Annotated in this window: 16 protein-coding genes and 4 pseudogenes; 10 read left to right on the forward strand and 10 right to left on the reverse strand. The window is 71.8% G+C overall.

What is annotated here, in order from left to right:
- Window positions 1-73 precede the first annotated feature (73 nt).
- From ACIOWN_RS14445 to ACIOWN_RS14455, 3 genes are read left to right on the forward strand one after another with little or no spacing between them, the layout of a single operon-like run.
- Entirely contained in the window at window positions 74-1,606 is a 1,533-nt protein-coding gene (locus tag ACIOWN_RS14445; RefSeq protein ID WP_401982358.1) for an IucA/IucC family protein, read from the forward strand.
- Window positions 1,607-1,615: 9 nt separating this feature from the next.
- Window positions 1,616-2,881, forward strand: coding sequence for a VWA domain-containing protein (locus ACIOWN_RS14450; protein ID WP_362354155.1), 1,266 nt, complete (start codon window positions 1,616-1,618; stop codon window positions 2,879-2,881).
- On the forward strand, window positions 2,881-3,702 hold the full coding sequence (locus tag ACIOWN_RS14455) for a hypothetical protein (RefSeq protein ID WP_362354157.1): 822 nt from the start codon (window positions 2,881-2,883) through the stop codon (window positions 3,700-3,702). The genes ACIOWN_RS14450 and ACIOWN_RS14455 overlap by 1 nt, the downstream gene beginning before the upstream one ends.
- Window positions 3,703-3,776: 74 nt before the next feature.
- Here the strand turns inward: ACIOWN_RS14455 and ACIOWN_RS14460 are convergent, their stop codons facing one another.
- A complete protein-coding gene (locus tag ACIOWN_RS14460; RefSeq protein WP_362354159.1) occupies window positions 3,777-4,421 on the reverse strand; it encodes a winged helix-turn-helix transcriptional regulator in 645 nt (214 codons plus the stop codon).
- Between the two features lie 86 nt (window positions 4,422-4,507).
- Between ACIOWN_RS14460 and ACIOWN_RS14465 the strand changes: the two genes are divergently transcribed.
- Window positions 4,508-5,716, forward strand: coding sequence for a pyridoxal phosphate-dependent aminotransferase (locus tag ACIOWN_RS14465; protein ID WP_362354161.1), 1,209 nt, complete (start codon window positions 4,508-4,510; stop codon window positions 5,714-5,716).
- Between the two features lie 108 nt (window positions 5,717-5,824).
- Here ACIOWN_RS14465 and ACIOWN_RS14470 read toward each other — a convergent pair.
- A pseudogene (locus ACIOWN_RS14470) lies at window positions 5,825-6,109 on the reverse strand (IS200/IS605 family accessory protein TnpB-related protein); the annotation flags it as partial.
- Between the two features lie 255 nt (window positions 6,110-6,364).
- On the opposite strand from ACIOWN_RS14470, the gene ACIOWN_RS14475 reads away from it, so the two are divergent.
- Entirely contained in the window at window positions 6,365-6,970 is a 606-nt protein-coding gene (locus tag ACIOWN_RS14475) for a histidine phosphatase family protein (protein WP_398144490.1), read from the forward strand.
- 83 nt (window positions 6,971-7,053) lie between these two features.
- On the forward strand, window positions 7,054-7,689 hold the full coding sequence (locus ACIOWN_RS14480; RefSeq protein WP_401982360.1) for a hypothetical protein: 636 nt from the start codon (window positions 7,054-7,056) through the stop codon (window positions 7,687-7,689).
- Window positions 7,690-7,744: 55 nt separating this feature from the next.
- On the opposite strand, the pseudogene ACIOWN_RS14485 reads toward ACIOWN_RS14480, so the two are convergent.
- The 8 genes and pseudogenes from ACIOWN_RS14485 to ACIOWN_RS14520 all read right to left on the reverse strand — a co-directional run bounded on the left by ACIOWN_RS14485 (window position 7,745) and on the right by ACIOWN_RS14520 (window position 13,755).
- Window positions 7,745-9,077 (reverse strand): annotated as a pseudogene (locus ACIOWN_RS14485) (nucleobase:cation symporter-2 family protein).
- A 322-nt stretch (window positions 9,078-9,399) separates the two neighbouring features.
- On the reverse strand, window positions 9,400-10,785 hold the full coding sequence (locus tag ACIOWN_RS14490) for an 8-oxoguanine deaminase (RefSeq protein WP_401982361.1): 1,386 nt from the start codon (window positions 10,783-10,785) through the stop codon (window positions 9,400-9,402).
- Between the two features lie 68 nt (window positions 10,786-10,853).
- Window positions 10,854-11,120: pseudogene (locus tag ACIOWN_RS14495) on the reverse strand (purine permease); the annotation flags it as partial.
- A 26-nt stretch (window positions 11,121-11,146) separates the two neighbouring features.
- Window positions 11,147-12,082 carry a factor-independent urate hydroxylase gene (gene pucL / locus ACIOWN_RS14500; RefSeq protein WP_362357656.1) on the reverse strand — a complete coding sequence of 312 codons (936 nt, stop codon included), beginning with the start codon at window positions 12,080-12,082 and terminating at the stop codon, window positions 11,147-11,149.
- Window positions 12,083-12,090: 8 nt separating this feature from the next.
- On the reverse strand, window positions 12,091-12,492 hold the full coding sequence (gene uraH, locus ACIOWN_RS14505) for a hydroxyisourate hydrolase (protein ID WP_362357658.1): 402 nt from the start codon (window positions 12,490-12,492) through the stop codon (window positions 12,091-12,093).
- A 22-nt stretch (window positions 12,493-12,514) separates the two neighbouring features.
- A complete protein-coding gene (gene uraD, locus ACIOWN_RS14510) occupies window positions 12,515-13,024 on the reverse strand; it encodes a 2-oxo-4-hydroxy-4-carboxy-5-ureidoimidazoline decarboxylase (RefSeq protein WP_100566484.1) in 510 nt (169 codons plus the stop codon).
- 120 nt (window positions 13,025-13,144) lie between these two features.
- Window positions 13,145-13,507 (reverse strand): helix-turn-helix domain-containing protein, encoded by a 363-nt coding sequence (locus ACIOWN_RS14515; protein WP_362357662.1) that lies wholly within the window; start codon window positions 13,505-13,507, stop codon window positions 13,145-13,147.
- Window positions 13,504-13,755, reverse strand: a complete 252-nt coding sequence (locus ACIOWN_RS14520; RefSeq protein WP_362357664.1) for a hypothetical protein — start codon at window positions 13,753-13,755, stop codon at window positions 13,504-13,506. Before ACIOWN_RS14520 ends, ACIOWN_RS14515 begins: the two co-directional genes overlap by 4 nt.
- Before the next feature lie 170 nt (window positions 13,756-13,925).
- On the opposite strand from ACIOWN_RS14520, the gene ACIOWN_RS14525 reads away from it, so the two are divergent.
- From ACIOWN_RS14525 to ACIOWN_RS14540, 4 genes and pseudogenes are all read left to right on the forward strand, one after another.
- Window positions 13,926-14,765 (forward strand): TIM barrel protein, encoded by an 840-nt coding sequence (locus ACIOWN_RS14525; RefSeq protein WP_401982363.1) that lies wholly within the window; start codon window positions 13,926-13,928, stop codon window positions 14,763-14,765.
- Between the two features lie 68 nt (window positions 14,766-14,833).
- A complete protein-coding gene (locus ACIOWN_RS14530) occupies window positions 14,834-15,727 on the forward strand; it encodes a 2-hydroxy-3-oxopropionate reductase (protein ID WP_401982364.1) in 894 nt (297 codons plus the stop codon).
- Between the two features lie 201 nt (window positions 15,728-15,928).
- Window positions 15,929-16,944: pseudogene (locus tag ACIOWN_RS14535) on the forward strand (catalase).
- 439 nt (window positions 16,945-17,383) lie between these two features.
- On the forward strand, window positions 17,384-17,620 hold the full coding sequence (locus ACIOWN_RS14540; RefSeq protein WP_362357670.1) for a hypothetical protein: 237 nt from the start codon (window positions 17,384-17,386) through the stop codon (window positions 17,618-17,620).
- Window positions 17,621-17,750: the final 130 nt, after the last annotated feature.

The following is a 17,750-nucleotide window of genomic DNA, read 5'->3' on the forward strand; positions in this document are numbered from 1 at the left end:
GGTGCGAAGGTGATCAGTATGTCTGCCCGGCGCGCGCCGACCTGACGCCCGCCCGTATCGGAGGAGTCCGACCGTGCACCGTCCCCCAGCCACCGAGACCGAGGTCGCCGAGGAGCTGGCCGCCGTGCGGCCCGACCTGGCCCCACGGTACGCGGCGCAGCTGCGCGGCGCGCGGGCCGCTGTGCTGACCCGGCTGTGGCGGGCGCTCGCCCATGAACCGCTGCCGTGGATCGCGGGCCGGGAGCGCACACGGGACGCGCTCGTCCTGCGGCTGCGCGACGGCCGCCGGCTGGAGGGTCCGCCGTCGGACCCGTACGCCACCTCCGGGTACGTCACGGCCGTACGTCTGGCCGGGACGGTCCACGAGGATCCGGCGCGTCTGATGCGCGACCTCGCCGTGCCGCACGGCGACTTTCTCGCCGCCGAACTGGGGCACAGTGCCGCCTCGCTGGCGCTGTCGCGGGCCGATCAGCCGCCCGAGGACGAGGCTGCCCCGCGGGAGTGGCCGGTGACGGACTGGCAGTGGGAGCAGCGGGTGGTCGACGGTCACCCCTTCCATCCCAACTGCCGTTCCCGGCCGGGTTTCTCGGTCGCCGAGCAGCTCGCGTACGGGCCCGAGCACCGGCCGGTGGTCGAGCTGGGGCTGCTGCCGGTGCCGGAGCGGGAGTGCCTGGTGAGCGGGGCGTGGCCGGAGGACCTGCGGGACGGCGGACGGCTGCTGATCCCCGTGCACCCCTGGCAGGCGGCGCACGTGCTCGAGCAGCCCCGTGGGGCGCGTGTCCTCGCGGCGCATCCGCTGATGTCGCTGAGGACGCTCGCCGTGCCCGGCGGACCGCATGTAAAGACCTCGCTCAGCGCCCGGCTGACGTCCTCGGTCCGGGACATCTCGGTCGGCTCGGTGACCGCCTCCGCCGCCCTGTCGGCATTCGCCGTGGACCTGGCGGCCCGCACGGACGGCCTGCTGCACATCACCCGCACCCTGGGCGCGGCCACCGCGGGCTCCCCCGGACTGGCCGCCCTGTTGCGGGAGTCGCCGCGGACGTACGCGGCGCCCGGGGAGCATGTCGTGCCGGTGGCGGCGCTGCCCACCACGGGACTGCCCGAGTCGCCCGCCTGGACGGAGGAGTTCACGCGTCTGGCGCTGACCGTCGGTTTGGGCCTGCTGGAGTCGGGGGTGGCCCTGGAGGCGCACGGCCAGAACCTGCTCGTGGTGCTGTCCGGGTCCGGCGCCCCGCTGCGGCTGGTCTACCGCGACCTCGCCGACATCCGGATCAGTCCCGCCCGTCTCTCCCAGCACGGCTTCGCCGTACCGGAGTTGCCGACCCGGAACCTCACCGACGACCCGACCGCCCTGCGCCGCAAGCTGTTCGGCTCGCTGGTGGCGGGCGCGCTGGCGGGAACGGCCGGATCGGCGGCGGCGCTGCGGGCCGCGCTGGAGCCGGCCGTACGGGACCTGCCGCGCACCCCGGACGTCGTTGCGCTGCGCGAACAGCCCGTTCCGGCAAAGGCGTTGACGCTGATGCGGTTGTCTCCCGGCACGCCCGGCGACCAGTGGACCAGGCTGCCCAACCCGCTCGTTTTGGTCCCCGGCGCGTCGGATCAATAAGATCCGCCGATGATCACAAGACAACGGCTGGCGGCGGGAGTCTGTGCTCTGCTCGCCGCCCTGACGGTGGGGATGGCCTTTCCCGCCGGTGCGGTAGCCGACGAGACGGAGGGGCAGGACGCCCCGAAGGTCGAACTCGTCCTGGACGTCAGCGGGTCCATGCGGACCCGGGACATGGACGGCGGGTCGCGGATGGCCGCGGCCAAGCAGGCGTTCAACGAGGTGCTCGACGCGACCCCGGAGGAGGTCCAGCTCGGAATCCGCACCCTCGGTGCCAACTACCCCGGCAACGACCGGCAGACGGGCTGCAAGGACACCGCCCAGCTGTACCCGGTGGGCCCGCTGAACCGCACCGAGGCCAAGACGGCGGTGGCGACGCTGGTGCCGACCGGCTGGACCCCGATCGGTCCGGCGCTGCTGAAGGCGGCCACGGACCTCGACGGCGGCAACGGCATGCGCCGGATCGTCCTGATCACCGACGGAGAGGACACCTGCCAGCCGCTGGACCCGTGCGAGGTGGCCCGCGAGATCGCGGCCAAGGGCATCGGTCTGACCATCGACACCCTCGGCCTGGTGCCCGACGCCAAGACCCGCGACCAGCTCATCTGCATCGCGGAGGCGACCGGCGGCACCTACACCTCCGTACAGCACAAGGAGGAACTCAGCGACCGGGTCGGCCAGTTGGTCGACCGGGCGGCCGACCCGGTGGTGACGCCGGTGGCCGCGGAGGGTGCCACCGAGTGCGCGAAGGCACCGACGCTCAAGTCCGGCCTCTACACCGACCGTGAGGAGTTCGGGCAGCAGCGCTGGTACCGGGTGGACGTCAACCCCGGGCAGGAGCTGCGGGCGTCGGTGAGCGTCGCCGCCGACCGTGCCGTCGACCCGGACTACGGCCTGCTGGTGCGCGCCGTGACGGAGCGCGGCCGGGAGATCGTACGCGGTGAGGCGGCGGGCAACGGCCGTACGGACGTGATCTCCACGGGTCTGCGCTACCCGAAGCCGGAGAGCGACGACGAGAGCGCCCCGGCCGAGACCGTGTGCCTGCAGATCACCAACGCCTTCTCGGCGGCCTCCGGGGTGAAGACCGCGCCGGGCATGCCGCTGGAGCTGACCGTGGACGTGGTGGACGGTCCGGGCAAGTCGAGCGACGTGGCCTCCTTCGGTCTCGGCCGCGGCTGGTGGCTGCTCGGCGCGCTGGTGCTGACCGGCTTCGTCGCGGGCCTGCTGTGGGGCTGGGTGTCGCGTTGGCGCGTCGCGATCTGGAGGACGAACTGATGCGTATCACCCGTGTGCTGAGCGCCGCACTGCTGGCGCTCGGGCTGGCCGCGGGCCCCGCGGCCGCCGACTCGTCGCCCTCGGCGGACCCGTCCGGCGACAGCGGGGCGCCCACCCAGGCCGGCACCTCGTTCCGTACCGCGACCGAGATCGAGCAGGGGCAGCAGGCGACCGCCGGCGGCTCCACGGGCGACTACATGTACTGGTCGTTCGCCGCGGACGCCGGGCAGCGCCCCACCGTCAAGGCGACGGTGAAGCTGCCCGACTCGCACGCCTCGCAGACGTGGCAGATCGACGTCTACGACGGTCTGCGGCGCCGCCAGTCCTGCCAGTACGGCGCCCAGACCCGCACCGCCGCCCAGGGCACCGGATCGGTCGAACTCGCCTGTGTGCTGCGCACGGTGCGGGCCTGGGCCGAGCCGTGGGCCAACGACCCGCTGCCGGGCACGTACTACGTCCGGCTCACGGTGACCGGGCTGCCCGCCTCCGACCTGGGTCTGCCGGTCAACGCCGAAGTGCGGGCCGACTCCAAGGACATCGGCGGCGCCGCGGCGGTCGACGGCTCGCTCGCGCAGCCGCTGACCCCGGGCATCGCCGTCAAGTCCGAGCAGGAAGGCGGCGGTTCGAATGACGACGGCGGCAAGAAGAAGCCGGCCGTGCTGTCGAGCATTGAGCCCGACGGCGGCTGGTCCTCCGGCTGGTGGTCCGACCGCTGGGTGTGGACCGGTATCGGCGGCGTGCTGGCCGCGCTCGCGGGCATCGGCGGGTACGCGCTGACGCGCGGATCGGGGCGCCCCTCGCGGGTGCCGCCGGGGGTCTGACGTACACCTTCGCCCGACACCGTCTGTGAAGGCCCGCCCCCAGGGGCGGGCCTTCGCTCATGTCCCGTTCTCGCTCATGTCCCGTTCTCGCGCAGGGCCTTGGCGGGGGCGCCGTCTCCGGTCACCTCGACGCGTCCGTCCCGTACCGCGGCCGCCAGGCCCAGCTCCCCGCGGCTGACGGCCGTGCACGTGGCGGAGTCCAGAGCCAGCCGGGCGTCCGGCTCCTCCGGCGCGGGGCCGTACCCGTAGAGCGGACCCTCCTCCGCTCCCACATACAGATGGAAGTCGCCCTCGTCCAGCCCGACTTCGACGACGCCCGCCTCGATCCCGGCCTCTTCCAGGGCCCGCAGCAGGGGCAGTGCGAACCAGTGCGCGCGCAGTGCGTCGGTGGGCCGCCGCTCCCCCAGCCCGTCCTGCCCCCACTCCCCGAGTGCTTGCAGTACGGGCAGCAACGCCCGCCCCCGTGAGGTGAGTTCGTAGACCTGGACGGCTCCGGGCGGCGGGAGCCGGCGCCGGGTCGTCAGCCCGTCCCGTTCCATGTCCTTCAGCCGTGAGGCGAGCATGTCCGTGCTCACGCCCGGCAGGTCGGCGTGCAGATCGGTGTAGCGGCGCGGGCCGGCCAGCAGCTCCCGGACGATCAGCAGGGTCCAGCGGTCCCCGACGGCATCGAGCGCGCGGGCGGCGGAGCAGAACTGGTCGTAGCTACGGCGAGGCGACATGCGAGGCAGTGTAGACGCGTTGTTGGACTTTCCAAGCTCCCACTTGGTAAAACCAAGCAGGATCAGTCACCGGAGGGATGCGGCGCATGGAGTTCCGGCAGTCGAGCAAGCTCAGCGAGGTCTGTTACGAGATCCGCGGCCCGGTGATCGAGCACGCGGACGCACTGGAGGAGGCCGGCCACAGCGTGCTGCGGCTGAACACCGGCAATCCGGCGCTCTTCGGTTTCGAGGCGCCGGAGGAGATCCTCCAGGACATGATCCGGATGCTGCCGCGGGCGCACGGGTACACCGACTCACGTGGCGTACTCTCCGCCCGCAGGGCCGTCGCCCAGCGCTATCAGACCCTCGGCCTGGAGGTGGACGTCGACGACGTCCTCCTGGGCAACGGCGTCTCGGAACTGGTCTCGATGGCCGTCCAGGCACTGGTCGAGGACGGCGACGAAATCCTCATCCCCGCACCGGACTTCCCCCTGTGGACGGCGGTGACGACCCTGGCGGGCGGCAAGGCGGTCCACTACCTGTGCGACGAACAGGCCGACTGGTACCCGGACCTGGACGACATGGCCGCGAAGATCACCGACCGCACGAAGGCCGTCGTGATCATCAACCCCAACAACCCGACGGGCGCGGTCTACCCGAAGGAGATCCTCGAAAGCATCCTCGACCTCGCCCGCCGCCACGGCCTGATGGTCTTCGCCGACGAGATCTACGACCAGATCCTCTACGACGACGCCGTCCACCACTCCACCGCGGCGCTCGCCCCCGACCTGGTCGTCCTCACCTTCTGCGGCCTGTCCAAGACGTACCGCGTGGCGGGCTTCCGTTCCGGCTGGCTGGTGGTCTCCGGCCCCAGGCAGCACGCGAAGGACTACCTGGAGGGCCTGACCATGCTGGCCTCCATGCGCCTGTGCGCCAACGCCCCCGCCCAGTACGCCATCCAGGCCGCTCTCGGCGGCCGCCAGTCCATCCGCGAGCTGACCGCGCCGGGCGGCCGGCTGCGCGAACAGCGCGACGTGGCCTGGCAGAAGCTGAACGAGATCCCGGGCGTGACGTGCGTGAAGCCCAGGGGCGCGCTGTACGCGTTCGCCCGCCTGGACCCCAAGGTCCATCCGATCCACGACGACGAGAGGTTCGTCCTGGACCTCCTGCTGCGCGAGAAGATCCAGGTGGTGCAGGGAACCGGCTTCAACTGGCCCGCCCCCGACCACTTCCGCATCCTCACGCTCCCCCACGCGGACGTCCTGGACACGGCGATCAGCAGGATCGGCCGGTTCCTCGGCGGGTACCGGCAGTAAGGTCCGGCGCCGTGCGGAATCTCCTTCGAGCCCGCGCCCTGCGCTGTGTTACGGTCCGGAGGCCGGCCGCGGGACTTCGGTGCGACTTCCGGAAACTGCCTGTCAACTGTCGATGTGTCCGCACTCGGCGCAGGTGCGGGTGGTGTACGCCGGATCGACGTACACCACCGGTACCCCGACCTTCCGGGCCTTGTACGCGATGAACTGCCCGAGCTGGTGGAACGCCCAGGAGTGCAGGGTGGCCCGTTGGGGCTTGCGGAGCCGTACCCGCTCGCGGATGCCCGTCAGATGCTCCAGGGCGATTCCGCGAGCGGTGCGTTCTGCCTCGGCCACGGCATGCTTCGCGATCTTGTGGTTGATGTCCTTCGCCCGCCGCGCCTCTTTACGCCGCCGGTGTCCGCCGTACCAGGGAGCGCATCCAGACCCGACGCCGCACCTGACCGTCGGGATCTGATCGCGGGCCCGGCAGCCAGGCGCAAGGGCGGATCGGCTCGTCCGTCGCCGTATCCGGCCACCAGGGCGGTCTACGCCACGAGCGCCAGTTCCCAGCACGCTCGCCCCGCTATCCGAAAGTGCCCGGGCCGCACTGCCCCGCCCTGGGCGCGTGCGTCCGCGGGTGCGGGGGCGCGGGCTCGTAGCCTGGGACGCATGGGTGATCTCTTTCTCGTACGGCACGGGGAGACCGAGTGGTCGCGGTCCGGGCGCCATACCGGGTGGACGGACGTGCCGCTCACCGAACACGGGCGGGAGGAGGCGCGGCGGCTGGTGCCGTTGATCCGCTCGTACCGGATCGGGGCGGCGTTCGTCAGCCCCTCGCGGCGGGCGCGGGAGACGGCCGAGCTGATCGGGGTCCACGACGCGCGGGTCGACGCCGATCTGCGGGAGTGGGACTACGGCGGCTACGAGGGCATCACGACCGACGAGATCCAGCGGACGCGTCCCGGCTGGTTCCTGTTCACGGACGGAGTCGCCCCGGGACCGCCGGAGCATCCCGGGGAGAGCGTGGCACAGGTCGGGGAGCGGGCCGACCGGATGCTGGGCAAGGTGGACGCCGCGCTCGCCGGCACCGAGGGGGCCGTCGTGCTGGTGGCACACGGGCACTTCCTGCGGGTGCTCACCGCCCGGCGGCTCGGGCTGGCGCCGTCGGCGGGCGCGCTGTTCCAGCTCGCCACGGGCACGGTGTGCCGGCTGGGCACGGAACACGCGCGGCCGGTGATCGCGGGCTGGAACATCCAGGCGGCCCCTTCGGCGTAGCGGCCGCGGGCATTGTCAGTCCCGGGTCCTACTCTTCGTAGCAGCTGATCGACGACCGTTCGACGACTCGGGGAGGCCGCGCCGTGACTCGACCGCCCACCGCCGCCCAGCGCCGCGTCATCGACGCCGCCGACCCCGTGACCGGTCGGCTCAGGGGTACGGAGGCGCAACTCGCGGCGCTGGTGAGGCGCGGGCTCGCGTTCCGGCACCCGCGCCCGCCGCACGACCACTTCCTCACTCCGGCCGGGCATCGAATACGCGAGGAAGAAGAGGCAGAGGAGGAAAAGTCGCCCCCTGCCGGGGAAGCTGCCGCCGGTACCGGTGTCTTCTCCGCCCGCGTCGGTGGGGAGGAGGAGCCGTACGACGCTCCCGGGCGGGTGCGCGAGGTGCACAGCGCCTGGCAGGGGCTGCTGGAGCTGCGCCGGATGACCAATCCGGACGGTGCCGTCGAGCGGCCCTGCGGCTGGGAGCGCGCGCATCTGGTGCGGGCCGCCGCGCTCGCCCTGGAGGCGGCGGGGCAGCGGCCCGCGGGGCCGGACGCCGACGGTTACCGGGTGCGGGCGACCCCGCAGCCGGAGGCGGTCGCGGTGTACGGGCCCGACGGCGCGGCGCTGCGGGCGTGCGCGGCCGCCCTTGAGCGGGCGGGCTGGCAGGCCGGGGAGTACACCGAGCCCCGCACGAGGGCCCGTTACCTGCTGGCCTCGCCGCGCAGGGTGTGAGGGACGCGGGTGCGGAGGCAGGGGCACGGCGGGACCGCCGTACCCCTCCCGGTGATCAGCGCGCCACCGCTATCTCCTCCCCCGCCTCCATCGGATGAGTGACGTCCTGGGCGCCCACCGACCTCGGCCTGCCCAGGTGGTTGAAGACGAGGTTGAGCAGGACGGCCGTCACGCAACCGGTGGAGATGCCGGAGTCGAGGACGATCCGGGCGGTCTCCGGGAAGGCGTGGTAGAAGTTCGGCGCCGTGATCGGGATGATGCCGACGGCGATCGAGACGGCGACGATCAGGACGTTGTTGTCCTTGTCGAGGCCGGCCCTGGCCAGGGTCTGGATGCCGCTGGCGGCGACCGAGCCGAACAGGACCACGCCCGCGCCGCCGAGCACCGGCCGCGGTACGACGGCGATCAGCGAGGCGGCCATCGGGCACAGGCCCATCAGGACCAGGAAGCCGCCGCCGAAGGCCACCACGAAGCGGCTGCGGATCCGGGTCATGGCCACCAGGCCGATGTTCTGCGCGAAGGCGCTGCACATGAAGCCGTTGAACAGGGGACTGAGGGCGGAGCCGAGGGTGTCCGCGCGCAGGCCGGCGGCGATCGTCTTCTCGTTGGCCGGGCGTTCCACGATCTCGCCGAGGGCCAGCATGTCGGCGGTGGACTCGGTCATCGAGACCACCATCACCACGCACATCGACAGGATCGCGGCGACCTGGAACTGCGGTGCGCCGAAGTGGAACGGGGCCGGGAAGCCGACCACCCGCGCGTCCGCCACCGGGCCGAAGTCCGTGACCCCGAACGGGATCGCGGTGATCGTGCCGGCGACCAGCCCGAGCAGGACCGCGATCTGCTTGACGAAGCCGCGGGTGAAGCGGCGCAGCAGCAGCACGATGACCAGGGTGATGCCGGCCAGGGTGAGGTTGGTCGCCGAGCCGTAATCGTGCGCGGCCGGATTGGGGCCCTGGGCCCAGCCGAAGGAGACGGGCAGCAGGGAGACGCCGATGAGGGTGATCACGGTGCCGGTGACCACCGGCGGGAAGAACCGGATCGCCTTGCAGAAGATCGGCGCGGCCAGGAAGCCGAGGACACCCGCCACGATGACCGCGCCGAAGATGACCGGCAGGGCGTCGGACTTGTCCTTGGTGGAGGCGACGATCGCCGTCATGGGGGCGACACCGGCGAAGGTGACGCCGTTGACGAAGGGGAGCCGGGCGCCGATCTTCCAGATGCCGAGGGTCTGGAGGAACGTGGCGAGACCGGCGGTGGCCAGGGCAGGCCCCGGTGAGGAAGGTCAGCTCGGTGCCGGACAGGCCGACGGCCGCGCCGACGATCAGGGGCGGGGCGACGACGCCCGCGTACATGGCGGCCACATGCTGGAGGCCGCTGGTCGCCATCTTCAGGACGGGGAGTTTCTCGTCCACGGGGTGGGTGGTGGACTCGGCTGACTGTCGTGCCTCGTCGCGGGACGTGGGGTGAGCGGCCACGGCTGCTCCTCCGGTCGGTTGACACGTCGTTTTGACGTGGGTGTCAAGGAGGTGGTGCATGTGTGGTCGTGCGGGACCGGGGACGGGCCCTCGGGGGCCCGCGCGGGGGGACGGAGGACCGTTCCGGGGCGCGTGTCCAAGCGCGCCCCGGAGCCGGCCCGCCGCGGACCCCGCTCGGGTCCACGGCTACCGGTCGGGAGCCGTCCCTCCCGCCCGGAGTTCCTTGAATCGGTCAGCTTCGCGCGGTGATCCGCGCCAGCCGCTGTGCCTCGGCCCGCGTGGCGCGGGCGATGGCGTCCTCGTCGGCGGTCAGCAGCCGGCCGTCCTCGACGATCTGCCGTCCGTCCACGAAGGAGGCGGTGACCGGTGCCGCCGCGCCGAGGACCAGGGCGGCCACCGGGTCGGCGATCGAGGCGTGGGCGAGCGTGTCCATCCTCCACAGCACCAGGTCGGCCAGCTTGCCCGGCTCCAGTGAGCCGATCTGGCCGGCCCGGCCGAGCACCCGGGCGCCGCCGTAGGTGCCCAGGCGCAGGACCTGGCGGGCGTTCAGGGCCGCCTCGCGGTGTGCGCCGAGGCGGTTGATCAGCAGGGCGTTGCGCAGTTCGGTGTGGAGTTCGCCGGACTCGTTGGAGGCGGTGCCGTCGACGCCGAGGCCGACCGGGACGCCGGCCGCCAGCATGTCGGGGACGCGCGCGATCCCGGCCGCCAGGCGGGCGTTGGAGGAGGGGCAGTGCGCCACGCCGGTCCTCGTGCGGGCGAAGGCGGCGATGTCGGAGTCGTTCATGTGGACGCAGTGCGCCATCCACACGTCCTCGCCCAGCCAGCCCGTGGACTCGAAGTAGTCGGTGGGTCCCATGCCGAACAGCTCGTGGCAGAACTTCTCCTCCTCGACCGTCTCCGAGCCGTGGGTGTGCAGCCGCACGCCGAGCCGGCGGGCCAGCTCCGCGGCCTGCCCCAGCAGCTCGGTGGAGACGGAGAACGGGGAGCAGGGGGCGACGGCGACCTGCGTCATGGCGTCGAAGGAGGCGTCGTGGTGGCGTGCCACGGTCTCCTCGGTGGCGGCGAGCGCGTCCTGGAGCGTCTCCACGGCGAAGTCCGGCGGCAGTCCGCCGTCCTTCTCGCCGCGGTCCATCGAACCGCGGGCCAGCGTGAACCGCACGCCCATCTCACGGGCTGCCCGGATGATCGCGCCGGACAGGTCTCCGGAGCCCCGGGGGAAGACGTAGTGGTGGTCCATGGCGGTGGTGACGCCGCCGCGGGCCATCATCGCCAGCGAGCCCCGGGCCGCCGCGGAGACCATCTCCTCGTCGATGCGCGCCCAGGTCGGGTAGAGCGCGACGAGCCAGTCGAACAGGTTGTGGTCGGTGGCCAGGCCGCGGGTGATCCACTGGTAGAAGTGGTGGTGGGTGTTGACCAGACCGGGCGTGGCCAGATGGCCGCTCGCGTCGATCCGGCGCGCCACGTCCTTCAGCCCCTCGGGGGCCTTGCCCGCGCCGACCGACTCGATCCGGTTGCCGGCGAGCACGAGGTGTCCCGAGGCGTACTCGGTGTCGTCCGCGTCCACGGTCGCGATCGCGCAGTTCTCGATGACAATGCGCTGGGCTGCCGATGGGGCCATTGCGCTTCCTTGTCTTTGGTGGCGGCCCGTGGACGCGGGGGCGTCCACGGGGAGGGCACGGCAGGACCCTAGGAGGATTTGAGTGCCGGAGCCGTGCTGCTCCGGGTGCCGAGGTGGTGGAAGAACAGGTTGAGCAGGACGGCGACGATGGCGCCGGCGCTGATCCCGGAGCCGAGGACGGTCTGGGCCCAGGCCGGGAACCGGGTGTAGAAGGTCGGGGCGGCCAGCGGGATGATGCCGGCGCCGAGGGCCACGGCGACCAGGATGATGTTGGAGCTGTCGTCCAGTCCGGCCTCGGACAGGGTGCGGATGCCGCTGACGGCGATCGAGCCGAAGCGGGTCCGGTGGCGCGCGTCCCGCGTCAGAGGTTTGTCATGTCGACCGGGATGAGCTGCTCGGCGCCGTCCCGCAGGATGGTGGCCTCGATCAGGCCGTAGGGGCGGTCGGCGGCGTAGTAGACGGCGCCGTCCTTGGCCTCGTTGTCGATTCCGAAGGGCGACAGGTCCGAGCGGAAGTGGTGCTTGTTGGGCATCGAGAAGCGGATCTCGTCGACCTCGTCGCGGGAGTTCAGCACCCGCACACCCATCTCGAAGAGGGTCTGCTGGAGCGAGTACGAGTAGGTCTCGGCGAACGCCTGCAGCGCGTGCTTGCGTACCCCGTTGTACGAGCGCTCCCAGTCGGGGGCGTGCGAGTCGATGCCGTTCCAGTTGTGCCGCCACCAGGTGGAGACGGTGGTGGCGAGGATGCGGTCGTGGTCTTCCTGAAGGGAGGTGTACTTGTCCTTGAGGAAGCCGAAGAACTCGGAGTTGGTCGAGTTCAGTACGGTGAGGTCCTTGAAGCCGGAGAGCACCTGGATTCCGTGGCCGTCGTAGGTGATCTGCGCGACGCGGGTCTCCTGGCCCTTGCGGACGAAGGAGTGGGCGATCTCTTCCGAGCCGACGAAGCGCGCGCCGGACTGCGAGGTCTCGATGCGCTCCCAGGCGTACTCCTCGACGCGGATGCGGGCCCGGTGGATGGGCTCGTTGTTGTCCACGAAGTGGCGGGCGAGCCTGACGCCGAAGTCCTCGGCGCTCTGGATCCCGTGCTCCTTGGCGAAGGCGAACACCGTGTTCTTGGTGGTGTCGGTCGGCAGGACGTTCGCGTTGGAGCCGCTGCGGTGGACCTCCTCCATGTCGCCGGAGAGGGCGACGGAGACGTTCAGGTCCTTGATGTGGTGCGTGTCGCCGTCACGCGTGATCTTGACGACTCGGTTCTCGGCCTTGCCGTACTGGTTCTGTCCCAGGACGAAACGGGTCATGGTGTCGGTCAGCTCCCTCGGTAAACGGAGTAGCCGAACGGGTTGAGCAGCAGCGGAACGTGGTAGTGCTCGCCGGGCACCACCGCGAAGGCGATGGTGACCTCGGGGAAGAACACGGGCCGGCCGTTCTCGCTGTCCCGGAGCGCGGGGGCGTCCTGCTGGGCCGCGGCTTGTTTCTTGGCGAAGTACGTCTCGGTGTCGAACTCGAGCCGTACGTGGGTGGTGCCCTCCGGCGGTGCCGGAAGGTCCTTGCACCGCCCGTCGGCGTCGGTCGAGGAGCCGCCGAGCGCCTGCCAGCCGGCTTCCCGGCCCGAGCGGGCCAGAAGGCGGACGGCGACGCCCTGGGCGGGGCGGCCGGCGGAGGTGTCCAGGATGTGCGTGGACACTGAGGCGGTGGTCTCGGTGCTCATGGTTTCCTCTTCGGGCGTCTTCTCAGGCGTCTTCGAGCAGCCGGGCGAGCCGGATGCGGTTGATCTTCCCCAGTTCGCTGCGGACGATCTCGCGTTCCTGCTCCGGCGCGTTGCCGATCCGCTCCTTGAGCGCGTCGCGCATCTGCTCGCCGGTCCGGCCGGTGGCGCAGATGAGGAAGACGTGGCCGAACTTGTCCTGGTAGGCCAGGTTGAGGTCGAGCATCTCGGCCTTGAGTTCCTCGGAGGCGCCGGCCATTCCGCGCTGTTCGCGGGCCGAGGCCGGGTCGCCGGGCTTGGGACGGCCGATCGGCGGGTGGCCGGCCATCGCCTCCTCGAGGTCCGCGGGGGTCAGCTCCGCCATGGCGGCGTCGCTCGCGGCTTCGAGGTCGTCGGGGGTGTCGCAGGGGCGGGCCGCCAGCAGCCGGTCCGCCCACGCCGTGCTGGCGCACGCCTCCAGAAGGGCGGCTCGGGCCGCGTCTTCGGGGAGAACGTTGAATCGGGCGAGGCCCGGTGGCGTTGAGGTCGAAGTCACGGGAGCCTCCGTGGGCTGTTGACGGCCTTCGCGTGGAACGGGCTGCGGATAGCTAACGCCCTGACGAACATCGCGTCAACAGTTTGTTGAAAATTCCGGGACGCCCTGCCCGGCGGCGACTCAGCTCTGCCTGTCGCGGTTGAGGTAGTTGTAGACGGTGAAGCGGCTGACGCCCAGGGCGCTCGCCACGGTCTCCACCCCGTGCCGGACGGAGAAGGCGCCGCGCGCCTCCAGTACCCGCACGACCTCCTGCTTGGCCTTGCGGTCCAGCTCCGCGAGCGGCATGCCCTTCCTGCGCTCCATCGCGGCCAGGATGTGGTCCAGCGAGTCGGCGAGCTGCGGCAGGCGTACGGCGACGGCCACGTCACCCTCCCAGGAGAGCACGACGTCGTCGGGGCCGGCCTCGTCGGGCGGGAGCATCCGGCCGCCGATCGCGTCGACCAGCGGCTTCAGCGCCGCGATGAAGGACTCCTCCCCGATCACCTCCCACCCTCCCCGAGCACGGTGACCTGAAGGGAGATGCGGGTGGCGCCGGCCCCGAGGGTCCTGCGCAGCAGGGCGTCCACGGCGTCCAGGACGACGTCGGCACCCCCTTCGGCCGTGTTGCCGAACGGGCCGACGTCCACGGCGTCCAGCTCGGCCGCCTCGACGACCTCCCGCGCCACCAGCGCGTGCTCGGGGGCCTCGTCCAGATCGAAGGGTTCGGTCGTGAACTCCACTCTCAATCGCACGCGCACAACCTAACGCGCGGGCCGGTTTCCGGGCAGCCCCCCAGGCCGGGATCCACACCGGAGCCCGCACCCCCTTGACAAGCCGCGACACCCCCCGGCAGTCTTCCATTAAGCAGAAACGAACTTCCGCAATACGGAATACGGCGACAACGGAAGGGAGCGCGGCCCTGATGGGATTCGCAGACCAGCGCTTCAACGTCAACCTGTCGATCCTCTTCACGGAACTCCCGCTCCTGGAGCGGCCGGCGGCCGCCGCCGCGGCCGGCTTCACCGCGGTCGAGCTGTGGTGGCCGTGGATCGACTCCCCCACCCCGGAGCGTTCCGAGACCGACGCCCTGAAGAAGGCGATCGAGGACGCGGGCGTACAGCTCACCGGGCTGAACTTCTACGCCGGCAAGCTCCCGGGCCCCGACCGCGGCGCGCTGTCCGTGCCCGGTGAGGAGTCGGAGCGGTTCCGCGCCAACATCGACGTGGCCGCGGAGCTCGCCCGGTCCCTCGGCTGCACGGCCCTCAACGCCCTGTACGGCAACCGGGTCGAGGGCGTGGACCCGGCCGAGCAGGACGCGCTCGCGCTGGACAACCTGGTCCTCGCGGCCCGGGCCGCCGACCGGATCGGCGCGATCCTGCTGGTCGAGGCGCTCAACAAGCCGGAGTCGCCGCTGTACCCGCTGGTGAGCGCGCCCGCCGCCGTCGAGGTGGTGGACAAGGTGAACGCGGCGTCGGGCCTCGGCAACGCCAGGTTCCTGATGGACCTGTACCACCTGTCCATGAACGGCGAGGACCTGCCGTCGGTGATCGAGCGGTACGCCGCACGGACCGGCCACGTCCAGATCGCGGACAACCCCGGCCGCGGCGCGCCCGGCACGGGCTCGCTCCCGCTGGAGGACCTCCTCGACCAGTTGGGGAAGGCCGGTTACGACGGCTTGGTCGGCCTGGAGTACAAGCCGGGCGACCGGCCGAGCGCCGAGGCCTTCGGGTGGCTGCCGGCCGGGGCCCGAGCGGCCCGCTGACCCATCCGGACCTCTTTCACCGGGCCCCGGCTCCCAGACCAGCACAGAAGTCAGAAAGGCACCCGCACATGACCACCACCCTTCCCAAGGTTGCCTGGATCGGCCTCGGCATCATGGGCTCCCCCATGTCCGAGAACCTGATCAAGGCGGGATACGACGTCACCGGCTACACGCTGGAGCAGGCGAAGCTGGACCGGCTGGCCGCCGCGGGCGGCGCCACGGCGGGCTCGATCGCCGAGGCGGTCCGGGACGCCGACGTGATCGTCACGATGGTGCCCGCGTCGCCGCAGGTCGAGGCCATCGCGTACGGCCCGGACGGCATCCTGGAGAACGCGCGCTCCGGCGCGCTGCTGATCGACATGTCCTCGATCACCCCGCAGACCTCGATCGACCTGGCCGCCGCCGCCGGGGACAAGGGCATCCGGGTCCTGGACGCCCCCGTCTCCGGCGGTGAGGCGGGCGCCGTCGAGGCGGTGCTGTCGATCATGGTCGGCGGCGAGCAGGCCGACTTCGAGACGGCCAAGCCGCTCTTCGACGCCCTGGGCAAGACGATCGTGCTGTGCGGCCCGCACGGCTCCGGCCAGACCGTGAAGGCCGCCAACCAGCTCATCGTCGCCGTCAACATCCAGGCGTGCGCCGAGGCCGTGGTCTTCCTGGAGAAGTCGGGCGTGGACCTGAAGGCGGCGCTGGACGTCCTGAACGGCGGCCTGGCGGGCTCGACCGTGCTGACGCGGAAGAAGGACAACTTCCTCCAGCGCGACTTCAAGCCGGGCTTCCGTATCGACCTGCACCACAAGGACATGGGCATCGTGACGGACGCGGCCCGCACCGTGGGCGCGGCCCTGCCCGTCGGCGCCGTGGTGGCCCAGCTGGTGGCCTCCCTGCGCGCGCAGGGCGACGGCGGCCTGGACCACTCGGCCCTGCTGCGGGCCGTGGAGCGCCTCTCCGGCGCCCAGGTCTGACCGGACCACTCAGACCTCCGGACGGCGCCGCCGCCGACACCTGTCATGTCGCGCCCAGGCGGCGGTGCCGTCCGGATATCCACCCCCCTTCGTTCAACAAACTGTTGACGAGCCGATCGCGCCGCCCCTAGGCTCCACGCCGGCGGAAACTCCACGAAGCGGAAACACGTTTCCGCATACACTCTGCACGGAAGGTCCCCGATGTCGAAGCGCGTGCTCACGACCGAGTCCGGCGCCCCGGTCGCCGACAACCAGAACTCCGCCTCCGCCGGCATCGGCGGCCCTCTCCTCCTCCAGGACCAGCACCTGCTGGTGAAGCTGGCGCGCTTCAACCGCGAGCGCATCCCGGTGGGGGCACCTCCCACGTCGTTAAGGCAGTGGGGGAGCGTGGTGCACGCCCGCGGCTCCGGCGCTGACGGGTCCTGTCCACCGAGCAGGCCCAGGAGATCGCGGGCACGGACCCGGCCTCCCACCAGACGGACCTGCTCCAGGCGATCGAGCGCGGGGTGCGCCCGTCCTGGACGCTGTACGTCCAGATCATGACGACGGCCGAGGCGGCCGGCTACCGCTTCAACCCCTTCGACCTGACCAAGGTCTGGCCGCACCGGGATTACCCGCTGCGGCGGGTGGGCCGGCTGGTCCTGGACCGCAACCCGGACAACGTGTTCGCCGAGGTCGAGCAGGCCGCGTTCTCCCCGAACAACTTCGTGCCGGGCATCGGCCCGTCCCCGGACAAGATGCTGCAGGGCCGGCTGTTCGCCTACGCCGACGCCCACCGCTACCGCCTGGGCGTCAACCACACCCAGCTCCCGGTGAACGCCCCGAAGGCCGTGCCCGGCGGCGCGGACAACTACGGCCGCGACGGCTTCATGGCGTCCAACTCCCAGGGCCGGTACGCCAAGAACATCGAACCGAACTCCTACGACGGCCCCGTCGAGACCGGCCGTCCGCTGTCGGCCCCGCTCGCGGTGACCGGCCACACGGGCACCCACGCGGCGCCCGCCCACACCAAGGACGACGACTTCTTCCAGGCCGGCGAGCTGTACCGGCTGATGTCCGAGGAGGAGAAGCGGCGTCTGGTCGCGAACATCGCCGGCGGCCTCGCGCAGGTCTCCCGCGACGACGTGGTCAGGAAGAACCTCGCGCGCTTCCACGCCGCCGACCCGGACTACGGCAGGCGCGTGGAGGAGGCGGTGCGCGCCCTGCGCGAGGACTGACACAGAGCCGCGTACGGGGTCCACCGGGAGGTCATGCCCCGGACCCCGTACGCGTACGGCCCGCCCGGGCCGTCGGGCGACCCGGATGAGGGGTAGCCGCCCGACGGCCGGGCGGGCAGGGACCAGGGACCGCGGCGGCGTGCGAGCCAGTGCGGTGGTGAAAGCGACGGGACCGTCCTCCCGACCTGAGGGAGGCCGTCCCGGAGCCGTCGCACCCGCCGCGGTCCCGGCCCTCCGCCTCGTGCCGGTCCCGGCGCGAGGCCCCCTGATCCCGTCCGGCGGCGCGAATGTCCTGTCGCGCCCAGTCTCGCGCCGTCGGACGGCAACCAAGCGGATGGCGCAAGGAGCGCCGGACCCGGGTCGTCACCCGGGTCCGGCGCTTCTCGGCGTGCGGACCGGGAGCCGCGGCAGGAGGCTGAGGATCAGGAGGCTTGAGGACATGGACTACCCCACGCAGCATCCGCACATCGTGGTGCACGCGCCGGCCCTGGACGGCTCCCGGCGGGTGACCGAGGGCGACGTGACCCTCGGGCTCGCCTCCCACCTGGACGACGTGGTCGAGATCCTCCGGCTGGCCGACCTGGACCGCGTCGAGGTGGAGGAGAGCGACCTCATCGAGTGGCAGGGCGGCGGCCCGGACGACTGGCCGGGCCTGCCGGAGCACGACGACATCTGAACGTGCCGGACCACGAAGACGCCTGAGCGGCGGGACCACGGCGCGGTCGGGGAACGGAGCGGCCGGGATGTCTACCGCAGCGGGCGTAGCGCGGCTACGGCATGCTCAAATCATGCTCTGAAGCGGGGCG

The sequence above is a fragment of the Streptomyces sp. NPDC087787 genome (genome assembly GCF_044743035.1).
Lineage (GTDB): Bacteria > Actinomycetota > Actinomycetes > Streptomycetales > Streptomycetaceae > Streptomyces.

Bases quoted from the DNA above. Each gene is read 5' to 3' on its own strand.
- ACIOWN_RS14450 (WP_362354155.1), top strand. From the start codon at position 1,616: ATGATCACAAGACAACGGCTGGCGGCGGGAGTCTGTGCTCTGCTCGCC.
- ACIOWN_RS14455 (WP_362354157.1), top strand. From the start codon at position 2,881: ATGCGTATCACCCGTGTGCTGAGCGCCGCACTGCTGGCGCTCGGGCTG.
- ACIOWN_RS14460 (WP_362354159.1), bottom strand. From the start codon at position 4,421: ATGTCGCCTCGCCGTAGCTACGACCAGTTCTGCTCCGCCGCCCGCGCG.
- ACIOWN_RS14465 (WP_362354161.1), top strand. From the start codon at position 4,508: ATGGAGTTCCGGCAGTCGAGCAAGCTCAGCGAGGTCTGTTACGAGATC.
- ACIOWN_RS14475 (WP_398144490.1), top strand. From the start codon at position 6,365: ATGGGTGATCTCTTTCTCGTACGGCACGGGGAGACCGAGTGGTCGCGG.
- ACIOWN_RS14490 (WP_401982361.1), bottom strand. From the start codon at position 10,785: ATGGCCCCATCGGCAGCCCAGCGCATTGTCATCGAGAACTGCGCGATC.
- pucL (WP_362357656.1), bottom strand. From the start codon at position 12,082: ATGACCCGTTTCGTCCTGGGACAGAACCAGTACGGCAAGGCCGAGAAC.
- uraH (WP_362357658.1), bottom strand. From the start codon at position 12,492: ATGAGCACCGAGACCACCGCCTCAGTGTCCACGCACATCCTGGACACC.
- ACIOWN_RS14525 (WP_401982363.1), top strand. From the start codon at position 13,926: ATGGGATTCGCAGACCAGCGCTTCAACGTCAACCTGTCGATCCTCTTC.
- ACIOWN_RS14530 (WP_401982364.1), top strand. From the start codon at position 14,834: ATGACCACCACCCTTCCCAAGGTTGCCTGGATCGGCCTCGGCATCATG.
- ACIOWN_RS14540 (WP_362357670.1), top strand. From the start codon at position 17,384: ATGGACTACCCCACGCAGCATCCGCACATCGTGGTGCACGCGCCGGCC.